General features: G+C 46.8%; 10 protein-coding genes and 1 pseudogene. All 11 read right to left on the reverse strand.

Annotation, left to right across the window (positions count from 1 at the left end; genetic code table 11):
• Positions 1 to 479: 479 nt before the first annotated feature.
• Positions 480 to 1,922 (reverse strand): annotated as a pseudogene (locus ACTQ16_RS00780) (hypothetical protein); the annotation flags it as partial.
• An 85-nt stretch (positions 1,923 to 2,007) separates the two neighbouring features.
• A complete protein-coding gene (locus ACTQ16_RS00785; protein WP_337946599.1) occupies positions 2,008 to 3,765 on the reverse strand; it encodes a RagB/SusD family nutrient uptake outer membrane protein in 1,758 nt (585 codons plus the stop codon).
• Between the two features lie 49 nt (positions 3,766 to 3,814).
• Positions 3,815 to 7,021: a SusC/RagA family TonB-linked outer membrane protein gene (locus tag ACTQ16_RS00790; protein ID WP_441935631.1), complete on the reverse strand. Its 3,207-nt coding sequence runs from the start codon at positions 7,019 to 7,021 to the stop codon at positions 3,815 to 3,817.
• 332 nt (positions 7,022 to 7,353) lie between these two features.
• A complete protein-coding gene (locus ACTQ16_RS00795) occupies positions 7,354 to 10,281 on the reverse strand; it encodes a ligand-binding sensor domain-containing protein (protein ID WP_441935633.1) in 2,928 nt (975 codons plus the stop codon).
• A 315-nt stretch (positions 10,282 to 10,596) separates the two neighbouring features.
• Positions 10,597 to 10,794, reverse strand: a complete 198-nt coding sequence (locus ACTQ16_RS00800) for a DUF6722 family protein (RefSeq protein ID WP_118066256.1) — start codon at positions 10,792 to 10,794, stop codon at positions 10,597 to 10,599.
• 124 nt (positions 10,795 to 10,918) lie between these two features.
• A complete protein-coding gene (locus ACTQ16_RS00805) occupies positions 10,919 to 12,844 on the reverse strand; it encodes a glycoside hydrolase family 13 protein (RefSeq protein WP_441935635.1) in 1,926 nt (641 codons plus the stop codon).
• Between the two features lie 26 nt (positions 12,845 to 12,870).
• Positions 12,871 to 14,841, reverse strand: a complete 1,971-nt coding sequence (pulA, locus tag ACTQ16_RS00810; RefSeq protein WP_441935637.1) for a type I pullulanase — start codon at positions 14,839 to 14,841, stop codon at positions 12,871 to 12,873.
• 132 nt (positions 14,842 to 14,973) lie between these two features.
• A complete protein-coding gene (locus tag ACTQ16_RS00815; protein WP_217761968.1) occupies positions 14,974 to 17,109 on the reverse strand; it encodes a glycoside hydrolase family 97 protein in 2,136 nt (711 codons plus the stop codon).
• Between the two features lie 216 nt (positions 17,110 to 17,325).
• Positions 17,326 to 20,001: a 4-alpha-glucanotransferase gene (locus ACTQ16_RS00820; RefSeq protein WP_441935639.1), complete on the reverse strand. Its 2,676-nt coding sequence runs from the start codon at positions 19,999 to 20,001 to the stop codon at positions 17,326 to 17,328.
• Between the two features lie 131 nt (positions 20,002 to 20,132).
• Positions 20,133 to 21,473 (reverse strand): MFS transporter, encoded by a 1,341-nt coding sequence (locus ACTQ16_RS00825; RefSeq protein WP_294968517.1) that lies wholly within the window; start codon positions 21,471 to 21,473, stop codon positions 20,133 to 20,135.
• 142 nt (positions 21,474 to 21,615) lie between these two features.
• Positions 21,616 to 22,641 carry a LacI family DNA-binding transcriptional regulator gene (locus tag ACTQ16_RS00830; protein ID WP_441935641.1) on the reverse strand — a complete coding sequence of 342 codons (1,026 nt, stop codon included), beginning with the start codon at positions 22,639 to 22,641 and terminating at the stop codon, positions 21,616 to 21,618.
• Between the last annotated feature and the right edge of the window lie 188 nt (positions 22,642 to 22,829).

Here is a 22,829-nt window from a genome sequence, read left to right on the forward strand (position 1 = left end):
GGAAGGTCGAATACGAGATGAGCCTTCTCTATAGTGAGCTTGAATGCCAGATCATTAGCATCGATGTTGTTGATGCCATTATAGGTCTGGGTGTAGGTTACACCATTGTTGCCTATCATGCTAGCCTTGATATTGGCTGTACCATCACCTACATTGGTTACAGAGAGCTGAACCTTGGCACCATCCATGGCTGTAAGCCAAGCACCCCAGTCTTCCCATGAGCAGTCATGAGTACATGCATCATATCCTGTACCCCAACCGTAGTTGTCGGCACGAACTGCAGCATACTCCTTATCGTTTGCCTTGTTGACAAGAACTGCTACGAAGTTATGCCAGTTAGAACCACCAGCTGTGTAGTTGACGAACTGAGTAGAAACTGTCTTGCCTGCAGGAACATCAAACAGATTAGAGAGTGCTCCGAAGAAAGCAGAAGTATTGTCCTCATTACCGATGACGGTATCAAACTCCAGGTGAGCCTTCTCAAGAGAGAGCTTGACGAAGAAGTCGTTAGGATCTACGCCAGAGATTCCAGTGTAGCCCATGTGATACTTATGTCCATTAGCTGCCAGGATATCGTACTTGATATCAACAGTGCCATCACCATTGTTGGTTGTATAGAGGGTAACCTTTGCACCATCCATGTCAGCGAGCCATGTTGCCCAATTTTCAGGAGCACCGAATGGAGTTGCCTTGCCGTCATAAGCAGCACCCCAACCGAAGCAGTCGGCACGGGTAACACCGTATTCTGTTCCAGCACCGTTTACCATTACAACGAGGAAGTTTTCCCAGTTATTACCACCATTGGTATAGTTGGTAAACTGCATCACCTGAGTCTCATGAGGAGCTACCTTTACTGGATCTGACAGAACACCGAAGAATGGAGTTGAGTTGTCGGTAGCACCCAGACTGTTGAACATCTTGTCAACAACGCTGAACTGAGCCTGACCTGTGATAGGAGAACTGCAGTTCTCGTTCTTGAATGTCTTGTTGTAGATAGCAACGAGTGTCTTCACACCTACCTGATCCATGTTAGGAACAGCCACAAATCCGAGTTCAGCAGCAGGAACCTCCTTGGTGATACCAGTCTCGAATGTGATGGTAGCAGAAACGTTGGCCATTGCATCCTCAAGAGATGTACCTACCAAAACCTTCTTAGGAACAGAGTGCAACTCCATAGAAAGAGGCTGCTTATCCTCTGCAGAAGTGAAACCACCGATTGGCTCGAGGTTAGACTGGAGGAAGTTGATGTAAGAACCTTCCGGTACAAGGAATGCACGGATGTTGGTATCGCTTGCATCCGGATTGAGATTTGGGAGAGGAGTAGCCTGCTTGTATGTCTTGGTTACAGTTCCGTTGGTAATCTTTACGCTGAAGGCATTAGGATCAGAACGGTCTACAGTAAGAATCACAGTACCACCAAGCTTCTGTACGCCTTCATCGGTATCAGTATCAAAAGTAAGAGTACTTACTACACCACTTCTGTCGATATAATCACCCCACTCAGAGTTACCGCTTGGCTGATTATCGAAACGGATAGCTCCATACTCCTTATAGTTAGCGCCACCACGATCATCATCACTAGCAAGGATGAGGGCGAAGTTCTTGTAGGTATTAGGAGCCGATGGGTTGATGTTCAGATTGAACACGGCATTCCAGGTCTTGCCATCAGGAATGACATAGTACTTGGAGAAGGCTGTCCACCAACCTGTAGAATAGTCAGTAGCACCGACTGTGTAAACATCCTCTTCACCTTCTGGCAATGCATTGTCATTGCCCTTAGCGGCATTGATGGAGTCTATCTTTTCTGAAATCCAATCAGGAGAGTTAACACTGAACATGTCACTTCCCTCGCATCCAGTCATCGCTGTCAATGCCATTGCAGCTACGCAGAAGACAGATGCTAATTTATTTAGGTGTTTCATATTATATTCTATATTATAAATATGTGAATTGTTTAGTTTTATCTCATGAGGCAGGTAATCCTGCCCCTTGAGATAATGAATATTGTTACTTGCTCAAGTCTACTACAGGATGAACTTTCCAACCTCTGCCGAAGAAATCAGATGAGTTATCCGTATTCGTATTAGCTGAGTTACCTGTCAGGTTAGGGTTATCATTCAACAAGCCCTGATAGATAGGCAGGAACTCATGACCTGGTACGTATGTATCGTAAGAGCTCTTCACCTCTGAATCAACACCTACCAAAGAGTAGCTTACCGGCTCCTTTGCCTTGTATGGAGAGCGACGGAAGGTTCCGTGCTCCTTCAACTGAGCCAAACGACCCTGATCATAGAAGAATCCCCAACGGATCAGGTCGTAACCACGACCGTACTCGCAACCGAACTCCTTAGGACGCTCTACATTGGCAATCTGCTCGAAGAGCTTATCCTTGCTATTGAAGTCTGAAAGCTTCAAGTCCTTCAGGTTGGCACGCTCACGAACCTGGTTAATCCAGTCGATAGCCTGCTGTGTAGGACCGTTCACCTCGTTCTCGCACTCTGCTGCACGGAGCAAAACGTCTGAGTAACGCATCATGCGGAGGTTGATACCGCAATGAAGACCAGTTGTCACCTTATCATAAAGGTTGGTACGGAAATTGGTCCACTTAGCGATAGGAAGACCACCATAGTTGTTGTTGGTTATGATGGTATCAGAAGCTGTCATCTCGGTCTTGTAAGCTACGTTGCCATTCTCAAAACCAACCCAGTCTGTCTCGTATGTACCGATGGTCCAGTAGAGACGTGGATCCAACTTACCTTCCTTGGTACGCTCCTGCTTGAAGAGGTTGTACAACCATGGAGAAGCTGAGAGGTCAGCCCATCCACCGAATCTACCTGGAGCGAAGTTAGACTCAATGGCATGTCCCTGTGTAGCGTTAGGGCTTGTATTGACTGGAGTCCACTCATCATCCACACCCTGTGAACCGTAGTCGAGATACTGAATCTCGAAGAGGCTCTCATCATTGTTCTCATAAGCAGAACCCTCACGGAAGTTGTCGCCATAGTTAGCCACCAGCTTGTAAGAGCCATACTTCTTGTTCATGATGTCCTTGAGTACGGCAAGAGCTTCGCTGTACTTATGACGCTGCATCAGAGTGCGGGCATAGTAACCGGCAGCAGCACCGCAGGTTGCACGACCCTTAGCCCACTGACCACCTGCATCGCGAGATGGGAGGAGAGTCATAGCCTCAGCAAAATCCTGCTCTACCTGATCGAGTACCTCGTCGTAGGTACTGTTCTTGCCATAGAGACCATCCAGAGAAGAATAGTTGGCGTAATCAGTAATCAAAGTAGGATTCTGATAGTATCCTGCCAATGTATAGTAAGAATAACCACGAAGGAAGAGAGCCTGTCCCTTGATCTTCTTCATGGTCTCTGAGAGCGAAGCATCATCGCCTGTGGTACGTGAGAGGATGAAGTTACATACATTAATAGTATAGTAAGCCTCACGCCAAGGCCAGAATGAGATTTCGTCTGTTACTGGGTCGTTCATGTCGTCGAATGGCATATACCATACCTGTGATGAGTTCCAAACCTCATCGCCACGTGTTACATCAAGGGTATAGCCTACACGAGCAGAAGAACCTTCCATACGGATATGGTTGTATGCTGCGATAACGCACTCCTCCAAATCATCTGCATTGAAACCGAAGGTTCCGGTGGTCTGCTGGTTTGGATTTGTTACCTCCAACTTGTCCTCACATGATGTAGTAGCCATTGCACCGAGGCCAAGGAAGAGAGCTAATGATAATTTATATAGTTTCATATCAAATGTTCTTTTAAATAATGATTCTTATACTTGTCTATTCTCATTATTAGAATGTGAAGTGGAGACCACACATGAATGTTCTTGCACTTGGGAAAGAGCAGAAGTTGTAACCTGGGGTAAAGGTACCGCCAGCATAGTCTACATTATATCCATGATAGCCTGTGAAGGTGTAGAGGTTCTGTGCTGATACATAGAGACGTACACCATTTACATATCCACCAAACCACTTGTCTGGGAAGTTGTAGCCCAACTCTACGTTGGCTATCTTCCAGTAAGCAGCATTCTGAATCTTGCGAGAGCTGAAGAGATCGTTCCATGCCAAGGTAGCGTTGTTGGCTGCATAGGTGCGTGGAACACTAGAGAGGTAGGTAGAACCATCCTCTGACCAGCGGTTGGCATCCAGCATTCCTACTTCCTTGTTGCCATAGCCGTAGCAAGAGTTCAAACTGTTATAGATATCATCTGATACGTGATAATTCAATACTCCGTATGTAGAGATGCTGAGGTCGAAACCCTTATACTCCAAGTGAGTGCTCAAACCGAAGTTTACTTTTGGAAGACCACTGCCCAATACGGTCTGGTCGTAAGCGTCGATTACGCCATCAGGAGTTCCGTCAGGACCTGAGATATCCTCATAGAGGCAGTCACCGACATTGGCACCCTGCTGAACAGCATTGTTGTCCAAGTCTTCCTGGGTACGGGCGATTCCCTTATAAACCCAACCATAGAACTTACCAATCTCCTGACCTACGTAAGTAGCGTATGCACCCGCAATGTATGAATCCTTACCGATACCCAGAGAGGTTACCTTGTTCTTCAGGGTACTTACGTTGGCGCTGATATCATACTTGAGGGCATGATCGCGGTTGCGGTAGGTAGCGCTGAACTCGAAGCCACTGTTCTCCATAGAGGCAGCGTTCATGGTTACAGAGGTGTTGGATACACCGGTCTGTGCTGGCACAGGAACTGAGTAAAGCAGGTCTTCTGACTTGTTCTTATACCACTCGGCAGTGAACTCCAAACGGTTGTTGAACATTGCCAGGTCGATACCCACATTGGTGGTCTTCTTCTTCTCCCAGGCGATGTCGTTGTTCACGAAGGTAGAAACGGCAGAACCGGTTACAGGACTGTTGCCGAAGCTGTAAGTCATGTTGTTACGGTTCATGGTAGCCATGTACTGGTACTCACCGATGTTCTCGTTACCGAGCTCACCGTAGCTGGCACGAATCTTGAACATGTTAACGATGTCGCGGCTGATAGGGAAGAACTTCTCCTTATCGAAACGCCAACCCAAAGATACAGATGGGAAGGTTGCCCAACGGATGTTCTTGCTCAAGCGAGAGCTACCATCACGACGTACTACTGCAGAAAGCAGATACTTCTCATCATAATTGTAGTTCAAACGACCTACGTAAGAAGCCAGACTATGCTTGAACTCGTATGACTCTGAGTAAGTGTTCTTGGCATTCTGGAGCTGGAGGAAGTATGGCTCTGTGAAGTTGATACCCCAACCAGTCAGGAGGTTGGTATTCTCTTCCTCGTAAGTCATACCGGCGAGCAGGTTGATGTTGTGCTTGCCGATTGTTCCATTGTAGGTAATGGTATTCTCAACCAAAGCATCGCTGTAGTTGCGTGAACCCTTGGTGAGGCGCTCATTCTCCTTGGCGAGATATACACGGTTGCTCTGAATCCAGGAAGGAATCCAGGTCTTATCCTTAGCCTCTGTCTTGCTGTAAGAGAGGTTTACATTATAGTGAAGACCATGGTTCTTGCTCTTGATGCCTACCATACCCAACAGGTCAACATCAGCAGAAGCCGTACCTACGAAGCGGTCAACCAATGTATTGCGCTGCAACATATTGTTAACCAACAACGGGTTAGAAGCAGAGATATCACCATGTACGCCATCATAGTAAACACCATAACCGTAAGCATCGTAGCGATAACCGTTGGCTGCACCCACCTTGTCATCGAGAACCCATGTAGAGTTATCGTAAGCCTTGATGGTAGGCTGCATCAGAAGTGTACCACGGAGCACGTTGGTTACATCACCGTAAAGACCCTGGACATACTCTGAGGCATTGGAAAGACCCATGTTGTCCTGGTTAGAGTGAGAGTAAACCATGCTGGTACGGAACTTTACGAACTTGGTGTCCATAGTGTTGTTGACACGGGCAGTATAACGCTCGTAGTTAGGGCCTGCACCTTCCAAGGTACCCTTCTGGTTATAGTAGTCGAGAGATACATTATAAGTACTGTGAGAGCTACCACCGCTGAGGGCTACGTTGTGGTTCTGGCGGATACCGGTCTTGAATACCTCGTCAAACCAATCTGTGTTGGTTTCGTCCTGGAAATGATACATTCCATCCTCGCCCATCTTGTAACCGCCAGGCAGAGGAGTGTTGGAATTCTTGCAAGCCTGACCCAGGTAGTTGCTATACTGGTCAGCGTTCATTACATCATATACATCGCCAGAAATCTGGTCAACACCAAAGTAACCAGAGTAGTTCACCTTCAGAGGCTGGTCTTTCTTACCATTCTTGGTAGTGATGATAACGACACCATTGGCAGCACGAGAACCGTAGATGGCACCCGCAGAAGCATCCTTCAGAATCTGGATGGTCTCGATATCATTAGGAGAGAAGTCACGGATAGTGGTACCCATTGGCACACCGTCGATGACATAAAGAGGAGCTGTGCTACCGAAAGAACCGATACCACGAATTCTCACACTAGGATCTGCACCAGGCTGACCGTCTGATGTAATCTGTACACCGGCAACCTTACCCTCAAGCATGGTAGAGATGTTGGAATTAGATACCTTCTTCATCTCCTCAGCATTGACGATAGATACGGAACCGGTAAGGTCTGCCTTCTTCTGGGTACCATAACCTACGACAACAACCTGGTCGAGTACATGGTCATCAGAAGAGAGCTGGATAGCATCAATAATGGCACGACCGCGTACTGCAATCTCACGCTCCTTGTAGCCAAGATAGCTTACAAAAAGAGTGGCGTTCGCCTTCACACGGATTTCAAAATTACCATCCAAGTCGGTAACTGCACCTGTCTTGGCATCCTTAGTCTTGACTGTTGCACCAATCAGAGGTTCACCCTGATCATCTACAACTTGTCCCTTGACTGTGATCACCTGGTCCTGTGCAACAGCAGCCATTGCGGGCATTGGGGCAACAAAAGAAGCGCCACCAACAGCACCAAGGCATAGCATCATAGAGAATAATTGTTTCCTCATTGCTTATCAATTTTTAGGTTTGTATTTTTGTTTATTCTAATTTTCTATAGTTTGTAGTTGCTTTCGTCCGTTTACTCTTTTTATGGGTTGCGGATGGAAGTTAGTAGTGCAGGGCAAAGCCATACACATCACAAATTTTCGGTGGCAAAAGTACAATTAATCAGTATATATAGGGTGGACAAATGAAAATTATAGGTGGACAAAACGCATAAACGGCTTGTTTTTAGTAGTTTTACGTACTTATCCACCCTCTGTGTACCCACACATACAAAAATAGGAATCACTTGACCTATATCAAGCGATTCCTATTTTCTGTGGTTCTATTCTCAAATTTACTGATTTGATTTTTGCTCTCTATCCGGTTTCTCGTCTGCCATCTTCTCCACTTTTTCATCTTCCCGGGCGTCCCTGAAAGATGTAGGTGAAACTCCATACTGCTTGGTAAAACAGCGGGTGAAATACTTCGGATCATTGAAACCTACCCTATAGGCTATCTCGGTAATGTTGCGATTGGCACCATTATCAACTATCATCCTCTTGGCAATATCCAGACGATAGTTACGAATGAACTGAGCCGTTGGCAAGCCCGTTTCTGCAGTCAACTTCTTGCTCAGTACGCTTCGGTTCAAGCCCATAGCATCAGAAAGTTCCTGAACTCCAAACTCGGAATTATCATAATTCTTCTCCATCACCTCCATGACACTTTCCATGAACGGATGCGTATTCTCTACGACCTGCTTCTTATCAGCTTCGATACTCTTCTTCTGACTTTCCTGATAACGCTGCTGATTTCGCAGAATCATCTGGATGCGACTCTGGAGCTTCTCCGGTTCATCACTGTCCTTGAGCGCAGCTTCGATAGGACGATACAGCGCCTCTACCTCTCGTTCACGCATCACATTAAGTCGACGTATATAGATATACTGTACCAAAGCGATGATGCCTATTACTAGAATGGTAATAAACCACCAGCTCTTCCAGAAATAAGGAGTAATCTGAACTTCTACAGAGATCACCTGCTCCTTGTCGGAATTGATAGATGGGATATATTTCACCTCAAACTTATAGTCTCCAGCTGGCAGAGTGGAATAACGCACACTATGCTGACCAGCCTTGAGTTGAACCCACTCATTCTCGTATCCCTTCATGCGATAAAGGTACACGCCCTGTGTCTCGCAGCCATAATTGAGTGCTGAGAAAAAGAGGGTGAACGACTTATCACTCTCATGGATACGCAACTTTCTGGCAATAGAAATGTCTTCTTTCAGATAATCGCTGCCGGCAAAGACAGGCTGGTTATCTACCAGAAGTTCGGTAAAGCACAACTTACCCGTCTGATGCACAGAACGGTTTATGCCCTTTACAGCCATCATACCCGCATCGGTGCCCAGGAATATTTCGCCCTTGGCATTGCGGATGGCACCATTGAAATAGAACTGCGAACTGATCAGACCATCTTCACGGGAGAAACTGCAGAATGCCTCGGTCTTCGGATTGAAGATAGAGAGTCCGTTATCGGTAGCTATCCACAACATACCCTGGTTATCCTCTACAATACCCTTCACGATATTGTTGGCAAGTCCGTTATTGGTGGTATACGACTTCACTTGAGTCTTTCCGTTTTTATCGCTGGTATAGCCATACAGACCGTAGCCGTTACTGCCCATCCATATCTTTCCATCCTTAGCCTGGCAGAAAGACAATATCTTATCGAAGACTCCACTCTTCGGATTGTCGAGTTTATACTGATGATACGTCACAGCGAAATCGCCCTTGCCATGAGGACGCGACTTGAGGTCGACCTCTACCATTCCCCGGACACAACCCATCAGGAGTTTGCCCTTTCGGGTTATCAGAGAACCAATGCAGCCGCGCACATTCTGGCATCCCCTGAAAGGTTCGATGAGTTGGCTGCGCTTCATATCATAGAAGAAGAGACCATCATTGGTTCCGAGCCACATACCATCATTGATAGGATCGTAAGCCAAGGAACCGGCAAAGTTAAGTAAATGCTGATGCTTAGCATCTATCACCAGAGGAATAATCTTGCCCGGCTGACTGAGATTCATCACAGCAAAGCCCCTTCCCCAGGTACCAATCCAGAGCTGATTGCGGTTATCGGCTGCAAGAACCGAGACGGTATTATGCGGCAAACCGGAATTTGCCACCGTATAATGAACAAAGTTCATGCTGCCTGGAGTCAAGGCATTGAGACCTCCCTCTACAGTTCCTACCCACAGGGTTCCGTCGGCTGCCGCATACATGGCATTGACTGCGTTGGGAGAGATGCTGCCTGGGTTGGCGGGGTCGTGACGGTAGAATTCCAAATTCAGCTGACGTGGAGCCAGCTTGATAACACCACCTGTCTCGGAACCTACCCATATCTGTCCGTTCTTAGAGAAAAGACTGTTGATAAAGTTGCTGCTCAGCGGATTCACAGCCGTAGCAGTGTTCCAATGTTCTATCTCTCCGGTATTATCATTGAAGATATCTACGCCACAGAGCGTTCCTACCAGAAGTTTGTCATCTGGAGAAACGGCAAGGCTCGTCACTACTTCGTGCTGGAGCGAATGGTCGGTAGCAGAGCAATGGAATTCCTGCTTTGCACTATTAAACAATCCGCGATTCGTACCCATCCATATCTTGCCATGATATGAGATGATGGCACAGGCATACCAGCCTTCGAGCGGAGGAAACAGGGATGAGATATTCTTTGTTACGAGCTGATTGTTCTTCACAGAAAACTCGCTCACCACTCCTTTGTTGCATAATACAACCGTTCCTCTGCGATAGACATCACAGATTCCGAGGTCGGGAGCATTATAAGGATAGGATGTAGACAAGACGCTGTTCACCTCGCCCTTTTCGTTAAAGCCGAAACAGGTAAGCTGGTTGAAAGAAAGCATCCATATATTGCCCTTTGCATCACAATATGTTCGGGTGCAAAAGTTCTTGAATACTTTGTTGAGTTGTGCCTCGACCAGGCTGTTCTCACAAGGTGGAACAACAGGCTGCATCGTTTTGAGGTCGAGCACCTGCGGACCTTCCTCGAAAGCTATCCAAAGGCGCTTGAAATGATCTTCATAGACATTGCGGCAGCTATTGCTTCGCAGACTGATACCGGATGAGCCCAGATTGAAGTTCATATAATTGAATCCGTCATAACGTACCAGTCCACCACCATGTGTACTGATCCAGACGAAGCCGTATGAATCCTGGAAAATATCATCCGCAAAATTATTAGGCATTCCTGCCGCCATATTGAGGTAGCTTACATTAAAGCGACTAGGAAGGCTGCCTTGCGCAAAACTGCTCAAGGTTATGAAAAAAATGCCTATTATGGAAAGAATGTATCTAATCACCATTTATTGCTCTTGTTGCTGATGCTTATCCTCCCATTTTGAATAGATTAAAGAACCAACAATAATTAAAGCCAGGAATATATACATTCCCAATAATCCGTAATCCATACTTATTTCTCCTGTCTTTTGCTATCAGACATATTAGAATAAATAACTAATCCTGTTGCGAACACAGCAAGGAAAATATACATTGCCAATAATCCATTACTCATTTTACTTCCCTTTCTTATTTTTATCTTTTCCTTTTTTAATTAAATAATATCCCAATGCAAACAATAGAACAGCCAATAAGACAGCACCAATAAATGACCACCAGGAATCATTATCTTTACCAAACATTTGCGATAAGATATAAGCAGTAATTATATACTTGGATATATCTAATAGCCATTTGCCTATTTCTTCATCCATTTTATTAAGTTTTTAACTCTCTGCTTGCAAAAGTACAAAGAATTATCGAAACAAAAGAATAAATACAAGAAAAAAGTGCCTATCAGTGTAAAATCACACCGTTAGGCACTTTCTTGAGTTTTTTCTAGAATTCAAGTATCATAGTCTGGCGAGGACGGAGCTTCACGTTCTTGTTGATGAGAACGGTGCGACCATTCGTTACATCCGTAGCCTTCTCAGCATTGCCGATAATCTCTGCATAGCGGGAAACATTCAGTTCGTTGGCTTCCTTCTTGCCATTGATGATGGTCATCACGCTCTTTCCGTTGTACTGACGGGCGATGACATACACACCCTTCTGAGGACAGAACTGGGTCTGCTTGCCCTTGGTAATGACCTCATTTCCCTGACGCCAATGCAACAGATTGCTGAGCCAGTTGAACATCTGGTTCTCTGCCTGTGTTCTTCCTTCGGCAGTAAAGGCATTGTGCTTGTCACCAGCCCAACCGCCAGGGAAGTCCTTGCGGACATTGCCATCGGTTACGCTCTTGGTACCATTCATCAACACCTCAGTTCCGTAATAGAGCTGCGGGGTGCGGTTTACGGTCAAGAGAAGTGCCAAGGCCTGCTTCAATGCCAGGGTATCCTTGCCTTCACCCAGGAAGCGGTCGGTATCGTGGTTCTCGACGAATGCCATCACGCTCTTTGGATTAGGATAGAGATAGTCGTAGCAGAACACATTGTAGATACGGTTCATACCGTTCCACCAGTCATCGGTCTCCTCGTTCTTCGCACTGTTGATACGGTCGAAGAAGGCGAAATCCATAACGGTTGGCAGATAGCTGTTCTTCTCTGACAACTTGCTGTCTTTCTGCCAAGCAGCGGTATAGGCTGGTTCGGTTACCCAGGTCTCACCCACGGTATTGAAGTGAGGATACTCTTCGCCAAGCACCTTCATCCAGTGTGCCATCGCATCACGGTCGGCGTATGGATAGGTATCCATGCGGATACCGTCGATACCTACAGTCTCTATCCACCACTCGCTGTTCTGAATGAGATATTTGATGACGTGCGGATTGCGCTGGTTCAAATCCGGCATAGATGGAACAAACCATCCATCCACGGTTTCTGTGAGATCAACCTTGCTGGCGTATGGGTCGAGTACAGGAGTCAGCTTATAATTGGTCTGGAGATACTTGTCATTTACCTTGGCAGCACCATCCATGGTTCCGATATTCTTCTGATGCTCTGGAGTCTGGTTTTCAGGAGCAAGCCACTCCGGAGTATTGAACCAATCCTTTGTTGGCATATCGGCTACCCAAGGATGATCGAAACCGCAGTGGTTGAAAATCATATCCATCACAATCTTCAGACCCTTCTTGTGAGCCTCATCAATGAGTTGCTTATACTCTGCATTGGTTCCGAAGCGTGGATCCACACGATAGTAGTTGGTGGTGGCATAACCATGATAGGTACTGTTCTTGCCATCATTAGGACTGTCGTTCTCCAAAACCGGAGTAAACCACAGGGCAGTTACGCCCAACTGGCTGAAATAATCCAGGTGCTGGCGGATTCCCTCCAGGTCGCCACCATGACGAAGACTAGGTGCTGTGCGGTCGCAGGTCTTGTCACGCATGTTCTTGAATGCATCGTTCTTCAGATTTCCTTTGGCAAAACGGTCAGGCATCAGCATGTAGAGCACATCCTCGTTAGAGAAGCCGATGCGCTTGTCTCCCGCCATCTCACGGTTCTTCAACACATACTTCACCTTCTTCGACTGCTTGCCCTGCTTGAAGTTGAGCGTCATCTCTCCTGCCTTGGCACCATCGAGATTGAGATACACCAGCAGGTAGTTAGGAGAATCGAGGCGGGCGATGCTATCCACCTTCACACCCGGATAATCCACCGTAACATCGGCATTCTTGATATCCTTTCCATACACCATCAGCTGGAGCGAGGCATCCTTCATGCCCACATACCAGTCGGTTGGTTCAATGCGGCTTACGTTGACCGCTGCGTTCATACTTATTGCGCTACCCATAAGCAATAATGAAGCTATTATCTTTTTCATAATTTACACCTTATTATATATATAGACTATTTCTGATAAAGAATCAAGGCAGACTGAGGGGCGACCTCTACTTCCTTGCTGGAGATAAAGCCCAGGCCTTCCTCGTTGATGACTCCGTTGCAGCAAGCCACGGTATAGTTGCCTTCAGGAATCTGCATCTTCTTAGTCTGCTTGTTGAAATTATAGATGACTACGATATGCTTCCAGGAATCAATACCTTCCAGGTTCTTGAGCTGGAAACCTACGAGGCAGCTCTGTTCCTTGCCGTTGGCATCCTGATTAGACAAAAACTCCAGATGCTCACGTACCTTATCGCCTGTAGAAAGACGGAAGGCTGGATGGTTCTTGCGGAGCTGGATCAGATTCTTATAGAAGGTGAATGCCTGTGGATACTTCTGCAGATTGGTCCAGGTAAACTGGTTGATGCTGTCTGGTGAATTGAAACTGTTGTGCACACCCTTCTTGTCGCGAAGCATCTCCTCGCCGGCAAGGATAAAAGGTACACCCTGGGAAGTGAAGACGCAGGTCTGTGCAAGCTGGTCGATGCGAAGCAACTCGGCAATACGCATCTCCTCCGGGATATTCTTATCTGTCAGGGATGGGATACTTGCCTTCAATCTATCTACCAGACACATATCGTCGTGGCAGCTTACATAACTGATCTGCTCGGTTGGGTTGTTGGTCCAAGGCTTCTTGTCATAGTTCACCTTGTTCATATCCACCTGCGAATGAGCGATGCCACCCACGATACCGAACTTCAGACTCTCCTCCTGTCCAGGAAGACCAGCCAGGAGCGCACCCTTATGGTCATCAGAGAAAGGACCACGGAGGGCATCACGCATATCATCGCTGAAGGCACCGATACCATTGAGCTGGTGGGTATTCGCCTTCATGGCAAGTTTCTCCGTAGGATAAGCACAGCTGCCTGCGCTCCATCCCTCACCATAGATATAGATGCTAGGATCAATACGGTTCACCATCTCACGGATAGCCTGCATGGTCTCGATATCATGCACACCCATCAGGTCAAAACGGAAACCGTCGATATGATATTCATCTATCCAATACTTCACGCTCTCCAGCATAAACTGGCGCATCAAAGCCTTTTCTGAAGCAGTCTCGTTTCCACAGCCGGAACCGTCAGAGTACTTGCCATCCTTGGTCTTGCGATAATAATAATCAGGATAAGTACGCTGGAAGTTGCTGCCGTTGATATCGAAAGTATGGTTGTATACGGCATCGAAAATCACTCGGATGCCTGCCTTGTGAAGCGCCATCACCATCTCTTTGAACTCCTTGATGCGGGTTCCCGGAGAATATGGGTCGGTACTGTAACTGCCTTCCGGCACATTATAATTCTTTGGATCATAACCCCAGTTGAACTGTGGCTTATTGAGCTGGGTCTCATCTACTGATGCGTAATCAAATACCGGCTGGAAATGGATGGCATTGATGCCGAGGTTCTTGAGATATTCGATGGCACCAGGCTCTGTGAGGGCAAGATACTTGCCCTTATACTTCAAATCAGATGTAGGAGAAATGGAGAAATCACGTACGTGGAGCTCGTAAATGACGAGATCGGCTGGTGATTTCAAGGCAGGACGCACATCCTTATCCCATCCAGACGGATCGGTATCGTACAAATCAACGATGGCGCCACGATTTCCGTTCACGCCTACTGCTTTGGCAAATGTACCCGGAGTTTCCCCCTTACCGATATCAAAGGTATAGAACTTTCCCTTGAGGTCGCCCTTCACGGTAGCCTCCCATCGCTCATCACCCATCTTCTTCATTTTCAACGTCTTATAAGCCTTCCCCTTTTGTCCGTCCTTATAAAGACGGATGGTAACAGAAGACTTTCCGGCTGTAGGGGCATTGAGTACAAACATGGTTTTCTCCTTGGAATACATCATCTCATTAAATGTCTGCTGGGCATTCAATGAAGTTGGTAATATCGATGCTGTCAGTGCTGCAATTATTAGTTTTTGGACTTTCATATTGTTAAGTTGCTATTATACAGGACATTAAAGTGAATAAAACTAGAATAAGTGTCCCAGATTATCTACACTCATTTTTAGCGTATTTCCGTCCAACCCGACAAGTTGGACGGAAATACGGAAATTATAGACTTATTTAGCGAGCAATGAGATGGCGAAACCACCACCACGTGCTTCTTTAATCTTCAAGACATCACCCTTCTTCACAGTCTTGTGAATGATCTGGTAAGATTTAGGATTCTTCTCGTAATCGGCATTCTTGCCGTCCTGATAGATAGCGCAAGCATACTTCTTGCCCTTATCCAGGAAGTCGAGCTTTACTACGGCTGTGCGGGCTGCATCAGTCTTACCACCAACAAACCAGTTGTCGGTTCCCTTTGCCTTGCGGGCTACGGTGATATACTTAGCAGGCTCAGCCTCCAGATACTTAGAGTCATCCCAGTCGCAAGCTACATCACGGATGAACTGGAAAGCATCATCATACTTCTCATAATGCTCTGGAAGATCGGCTGCCATCTGCAACGGACTGTACATCACGAGATAGAGAGAAAGCTGACCACAGAGAGTAGTATGAACATAACTCTTATTGTTGCTCCACTCAGAAAGCTTGGTCTCGAAGATACCAGGAGTGTAATCCATCGGACCACCCTGCAGACGGGTGAATGGCAACATCACGGTATGATAAGATACAGAACCGCCAAATGCTTCGTACTCTGTACCACGTGCACTCTCGTTACCAACCAGGTTAGGCCAGGTGCGGCAGATACCAGTAGGACGGGTTGCCTCATGAGCATTCACCATGATATGATGCTTGGCTGCAGTCTCGATGACACGCTGGTAGTGATTGTTCATCAACTGGCTGTAGTGATACTCACCTCTTGGGATGATATCGCCGACATAACCGGTCTTCACGGCATCATAACCATATTTGTTCATCAGGTTGAAGGCATCCTCCAGATGGCGCTCATAATTGAGTGCAGAAGAAGATGTCTCGTGGTGCATCATCAGCTTCACGCCCTTAGAATGAGCGTATTCATTGAGCATCTTGATATCGAAATCAGGATATGGAGTCACGAAATCGAAGACATCGAGTTTCTGATGACCGAACCAGTCTTCCCAACCTTCGTTCCAGCCTTCTACCAGAACCTCCTGCAAACCGTTCTTGGCTGCAAAGTCGATATAGCGCTTTACTTCCTCGTTGGTTGCACCATGAGTACCGTTAGGCTTGCACTTGCTGTAATCGGTTACACCGAGACGAACAGATGGCAGGTCGTTGGTATAGCTCCAGGTCTTGGTGCCTACAATCATGTTCCACCATACACCGCAGTACTTGGTTGGATGAATCCATGAAGTATCCTCAATCTTGCAAGGCTCGTTGAGGTTCAATGTCAACTTGCATGAAAGCATATCACGGGCATCATCACTAACGAGGACGGTACGCCAAGGTGTATTGAACGGAGTCTGGATGAATCCCTTTCTGCCTACGGCATCAGGAGTCAGCCAAGACTCAAAGGTCAATGTCTTTTCATCCAGGTTGAGGTGCATGGTTGGATAATCCAGGCAGGCAGCCTCGTGGATATTGATATAGAGACCATCCTTGGTCTTCATCTGGAGAGAGGTCTGAACACCGGTATCCGAGAAGACGGTGGTAGAAGAATTGCTCTTGTAAGCTTCGCGGTTCTTCGCAATAATTGGACGAATACCGGTCAATGGAGTAATCTGATATTCATACTCCTGAGTATCGTAATCGCCAGGAATCCAGTAAGCGGTATGATCGCCTGCCATGGCAAACTGGGTATGCTCCTCCTGAATGACGAAATAGTTCAGGCTTTCCTGCTGAGGGAACTCATAGCGCAAACCCATACCATAATCATATACACGGAAGCGGATGGTGATGTTGCGCTTGGATGAAGCCTGGTTCAGGTTTACCTCCATCTCGTTGTAGTTATTACGGATGGTAGCGGTCTCACCCCATACAGGCTTCCAGGTTTCATCGAAGGTCGATGTCTTGCTGCCTGTTTCTGTAAAACCATCCATCAGGCTGGTTTCCTCCATACCCTTAGAGGCATGCTTATCCTTCGCCAACTCCAATCCGAGATGGGATGGCTTACATACAGTCTTTCCCTTATAGCTCATCTCATAGGTAGGCTGTCCCTTTTCTGTCAAAGAGAAAGTTACTGAGACGTTGCCGTTAGGCGACTTAACGGTCTGGGCTGCTGCCAACATCGGGAGCAAGAGACCCATCACTAATAAATTCAGTTTCTTCATATTGTTCAGTTATTGCTTATTCTTGTTTTTTGTTTCCTTGCTAGTTCATCTTAATCATATTCAGTTTATTCTTAAGACAGTGCAAAGATACAAAAAACAAAAATACCCTCCGCAAATTGGGAGGGTATTTTTCTGTATATCAGGGTGCAAACGTTTGCACGCACATGCATTCTCTATTGCTTTTGCACTCACTTTTGCTATTACTTTCGCAAAACCTTAGATTCTTCCACCTTGAGCTATCAGCTCGGTGATGCTCTCCATAAACTCCTTGCTGGCAACCAATTCCTCCAGACTGAGGTGCATGCGATAGCGCCAGTAGTGCTTTGGATTGGCAGGGATGTTGATGCGCTCGGCATCGGCAGACGGCAGACGGAGTCTCTCATCGATGGCAAGCCAGTCCTGGACACTCAATATGCAGAGCATGGATGGAGAGGCCAGGTGACGGGCGATGATATCTCTTGCCAACCAACCTGGGAGCGGATGAGGAGCTGGTCCCTCACGATAGAGCATCGTGTTGTAATACTCCTGAGTACGGGAGATGTTCTCGTCCCACCACATACGCAAGGTTGGCATATCATGGCTGGTGATGGTGCAGACAGAGCGGTATGGGTTGCGGCTCAGATGACCGAACTTAACCGTAGGATCCTTTGGCATGCTCTGGAGCTCCAGGCTCAATATCTTCAACTCGTCCATCACCCATGGCACGCAATCAGGTACCATACCGAGGTCTTCGGCACAAACCAGCATACGGGTAGCCTGAACCAGCTTAGGAAGTTTCTTCATAGCCTCGCCATACCAGAACTGGTTGTGGCGGCGGTAGAAGTAGTCATTGTAAAGACGGTTGAACACAACCTTATCACTATCATAGAGCGACTCGTAGATGAAATCGAGCTGCGCAGAGATACGTGGATGGAAGAGTTCCGGATTCTTGCGGTCACGAACGAAGAGAACATCACTTATCAAGGCATACAAGCCGTCACGCAACCAGATTTCCTTCTCATCTGTTACATCAGCGAAGAGAGCTTCTACCTTGCGCTGGGTATCTACCTCTGGCTTCATCTGATAACGCTCATCGTCGAGACGGTCGAGATATTTCTCCTTCACCTCGTCAGCACGCTCATGGAACATGCGGTCCAAGACCCAGTCGGTGATGAACGGACGGGTAAAGCGATCCTCCTGGAAGTTCAAGCCGTAGCCCTGAATCTCCTCACGGGTCATGCCGAGGGATGGAGCAAACTGTCCGAGCAAACCATGTACGCTATCTACCGGAATTTCCCAGATACGGAAGAAGCCGAGCACGTGGTCGATGCGATAAGCATCAAAGTACTTAGACATATTCAGGAATCTGCGGGTCCACCACTGGCAACCGTCCTTCAACATCTCATCCCAGTTATAAGTAGGGAATCCCCAGTTCTGACCGTTCACAGAGAAGTCATCCGGTGGAGCACCTGCCTGACCGTTCATGTTGAAGTACTTAGGCTCCATCCAGACATCACAACTGTGACGATGCACACCGATAGGAATATCACCCTTCAGGATGACCCCCTTAGCCTTGGCATGCTCGTGTGCCTCCTGCATCTGCTTGTTCAGAATGAACTGCACGAAGTAGAAGAACTCCACGTTCTTGTACGCCTCGGTTTCAGGGTTGGTCAAATCCTTGCGCTCAGCCTCATCCCAGACATTATGGTCTGTCCACTGAGTGAAGTCGGCAGTACCATTCTTGTCGCGCAGGTAAGAATACTGTGCGTAAGGCACGAGCCACTGTTGTGTTTCCAGAATGAAAGCCTTGAAATCGGCTCCCGACATTATCTTTTTGCCTTCCTGTTCGAATATCTGGTGCAAGTAATTGATCTTGAAATCATTTACCTGTTCATAATCTATCTGGGACAAGCTGTTCAGCTGTTCACGTTTCTTCTCTGCCGCAGCACGAGCCTTGGCATCCTTCAACTCTGGAAGTGCATGAAGATCGGCATACATAGGATGGATGGCGAAGACGCTGATGCAGCTATATGGATAACTGTCCGTCCAGGTATGGGTGATGGTAGTATCATTGATTGGCAGAAGTTGAAGAACTTTCTGACCGGTAGATGCCACGAGATCAATCATAGTCTTGAGATCACCGAAATCGCCCACTCCGGCACTCTTCTTGCTGCGCAAGGAGAATACCGGCACCTGCGTTCCGGCAAGCTTGCGGTTGTAAAGGGCGAAGAATGCCTGGTCTAAATCATAGACTACGACTTCTCCTGCCTCCATCTCCGGCAAGTCAATGGTACGGTTCATTCCTGTCTCCCAAAGAACCTGTGACTTCTTCTTATCAACAGCCACAAACTTCAGTTCCAAATGAGAACTCTGCAACTGGGTAGCATCCAAATCTACTGCCCATTCATTATAGATATGCTGAGTCATTGGTACCACGTTCTGAAGATTCCAGTTACCCAATACCTGACCAGCGCCCAACAATCCGAGTCTCTCACCATCACGCAACTGAGGAGCACGAACAATAATACGGACTGTCTTAGCATAGTTACATGGCTTCATCTCCTGAGGAGCCTGGTGGTTGATGCAGTCAGTAAAGGCACTACTATACAAGTAGGAATCCTGAGGTATCACCTTCCAGTGATCGTAGAGCGTATATTCCGCAGCCTTCTTCGCTGTCATATCCAGGCGATGCTTCACCAGAAGCCATTCAGTCTTCAGAACAACGCCCTCACGTACTACACTATAAAAATAGGTGTAAGCCTGCTGAGTAGGTTCTACACACCAATCATACGACCAGCGCTCACCATCGAGCGTGGTCAAAGGAAACTTCACTTCCTCATTATCTTTCTGAATGTTGACGACAATCTGCTCGCCGAACATTGTCTTATACGAAATATGAAAATGTATAATCATAAGACCCAAAAAGGTTATTTTGTTATTATTTACGGTGCGAAATTAAGAAAAATATCCGTTATATTCAACTTTCATTTGCACAAAAGAACAAAAAAACGATGCAAACGTTTGCATTGGTTTCGGTTTCACACCTATTTCTTTAACTCTTTTGCATTCTTTTTCTGATGGTCCTTGATGATACTAACCGATAAAGCTCCACAGATAAGCAAAATACCAGCCACAATCATCATATCGCTCTGATGAGAACCTACCAGACTCAAGACGCCACCACCACAGATGGCTGCTACAATCTGAGGAATACAGATGGTTCCATTGAACAAGCCCAGATAAGCACCCATGTGACCATAGCCCTGCAAGGCATTGGTAACGAAGGTGAAAGGCATTGCCAACATGGCTGCCCAACCGGCACCAATCATCAGGAATGGGATAAACTGCAAGTACTGGTCGTGAAGGAATGGAATGAGAGCAAAGCCCACACCACCGATAATCAAGCTGACTGCGTATGCCATCTTGGTATTCTTGAACTGAGGAAGAACCACAGCCCAAAGCACACTACCTACTGCCTGAACAGCGAAGAGAATACCTACCCAGTTACCTGCCTCCTGGAACTCTGCCGATTTTGGATCGGTAGTATTCCAAACTGTCTCGGCGATGGCACCGGTAGAATAGTTCCAGAGATATAGGAAACCAGCCCAGCAGAAGAACTGAACCAGTCCCACCTTCCAGAAAGTAGAAGGTGCGTTTTTCAAGAGGGTAATCCAGTCTGCCTTGCCCTCTTCTTCCTTTTCTACCTCGCCAGCTACACCATTATAGGCAGCATACTGCTTAGGATTCCACTCTTTCACCTTCATCGTTGTATAGATGACGCAGAGAATGAGGATGGCAGCGCCCACATAGAACGACCAGATAACAGAATCCGGCACTACGCCCTGTTCAGCTACATTCTTGATTCCCAGGAAGGTAAAGAGGAATGGGAAGATATATCCAGCCACAGAGCCGGCATTGCAGAGGAAACTCTGGATAGAGTAAGCCTTTGCCTTCTGCTTCTCGTTCACCATGTCGCCCACCAGCATTTTGAATGGCTGCATTGCCATATTGATGCTCGTATCCAGGAACATCAAGGCAATCAGTCCGAAGAGCATCGCTCCACTCACGGTCAAGCCCAGCGAACCGGCATTCGGCAGCAGGCACATCACGAGGACGGCAATCGTGGCTCCCACGAAGAGATAAGGGATGCGGCGACCGAATCGGCACCAGGTCTTATCGCTCAGTGTTCCTACTATAGGCTGTACCAGGATTCCCATCAATGGAGGGAGAATCCAGAAATAACTCAAGTTGTGTGGGTCAGCACCCAACGTTGCAAAGATTCGGGAGATATTGGCGCTCTGAAGGGCGTAGGCAATCTGTACCCCGAAGAATCCGAAGCTCAAATTCCAGAGCTTCCAGAAACTTAAATCAGGTTTTTGTGTCATATTGTTATACTTTGAATTTTGAACATTGAATTTTGAACTTTATGATTACTCTTACTTTGATTTTGAACATTGAAATTCACAAAGGACATTAGGTTATTAGAGCTATTTATAAAGTTCAATGTTCAAAGCTCAAAGTTCAAAGTTATCTGGTAGTTCCTCTTACCACGAGTCGGGTTCTCACTACTCTTTTCTCTACATCATCTTTCGGGATGGAGCCTTCCACCTGACCGATAAGGATATTTGCCGCTTCCTCTCCTACAGCCACACCTCTCTGTTCCACAGTGGTAAGCATCGGATCGCTAGCCTTGGCACGGTCACCATTGGTAAAGCCACAGATGCTGATATCATCCGGCACACAGAATCCCATACGCTTAGCGGTATAGAGGATGCCGATTGCCGTATCATCGTTGATGGCAAAGAAAGCATCAGGAACATCATCCTGCTCCAGGATTTCAGGTGTGATAGCCTCAGCCTGCGCACGGTTGTCGCAAACCTTCACCCAACTTGGATTTTCCGTCAATCCATGCTTCACGAGGGCATCATGATAACCATTATACCGGTTCTTGGAAATCTCCATATTCATCGGCGAACCATAGAAGGCAATCTTCTTACAGCCCGTATCAATGAGATGAGTCACGGCGGTGAAGGCGCCCATGTAGTCATCCACCACCACTCTGGAGCAGTTGACGCCCGTACATATTCTATCATAGAAGACCAGCGGCACGCCATTGTTCATCAACTTCTCGAAGTGAGCATACTGCTTGGTGTCCTTTGCCTGCGAAACGATGATGCCGCACACCTTATTCTTATAGAAGTCATCGCAGATGGCAACCTCTCGGTCATATCTTTCACTGCTCTGTGCCACCATCACACGATATCCTCTGGCTCTCGCTTCCTCCTCAATACCCGAAAGAACGGACATAAAATAATAATGTACCAACTCCGGAATGATAACTCCTATCACCTTCATCGGCTGCACCTTGCTATGTCGCAAAGCCTCTCCGATGACGTTGGGATAGAAATTATGTTCCCGCGCATACGCCTGTATACGCTCCTTCTGGGCAGCACTGATTCTAGGGCTGTCCTTCAAAGCTCTGCTCACCGTGGCGATACTTACCCCCAGGTCGCGAGCTATATCTTTCATTGTTATAATATTATTTTCGTTCATGATATCTTTCCTCACGCTGCAAAATTAGACAAATATCCGTTAAGTTGCATCATTTCCATTGATTTAAATCAAGCAAAAGGTATGCAAACGATTGCGCATAAGAAATAACGGAATTAACTAAAAAATAGTACATCGTATTGAAAAAGACCTTAATTTTGCACCCAGAAAGAATAAACAGCGCAATTCCT

It is taken from the genome of Prevotella sp. LCP21S3_D2 (assembly GCF_052118345.1).
GTDB lineage: Bacteria > Bacteroidota > Bacteroidia > Bacteroidales > Bacteroidaceae > Prevotella.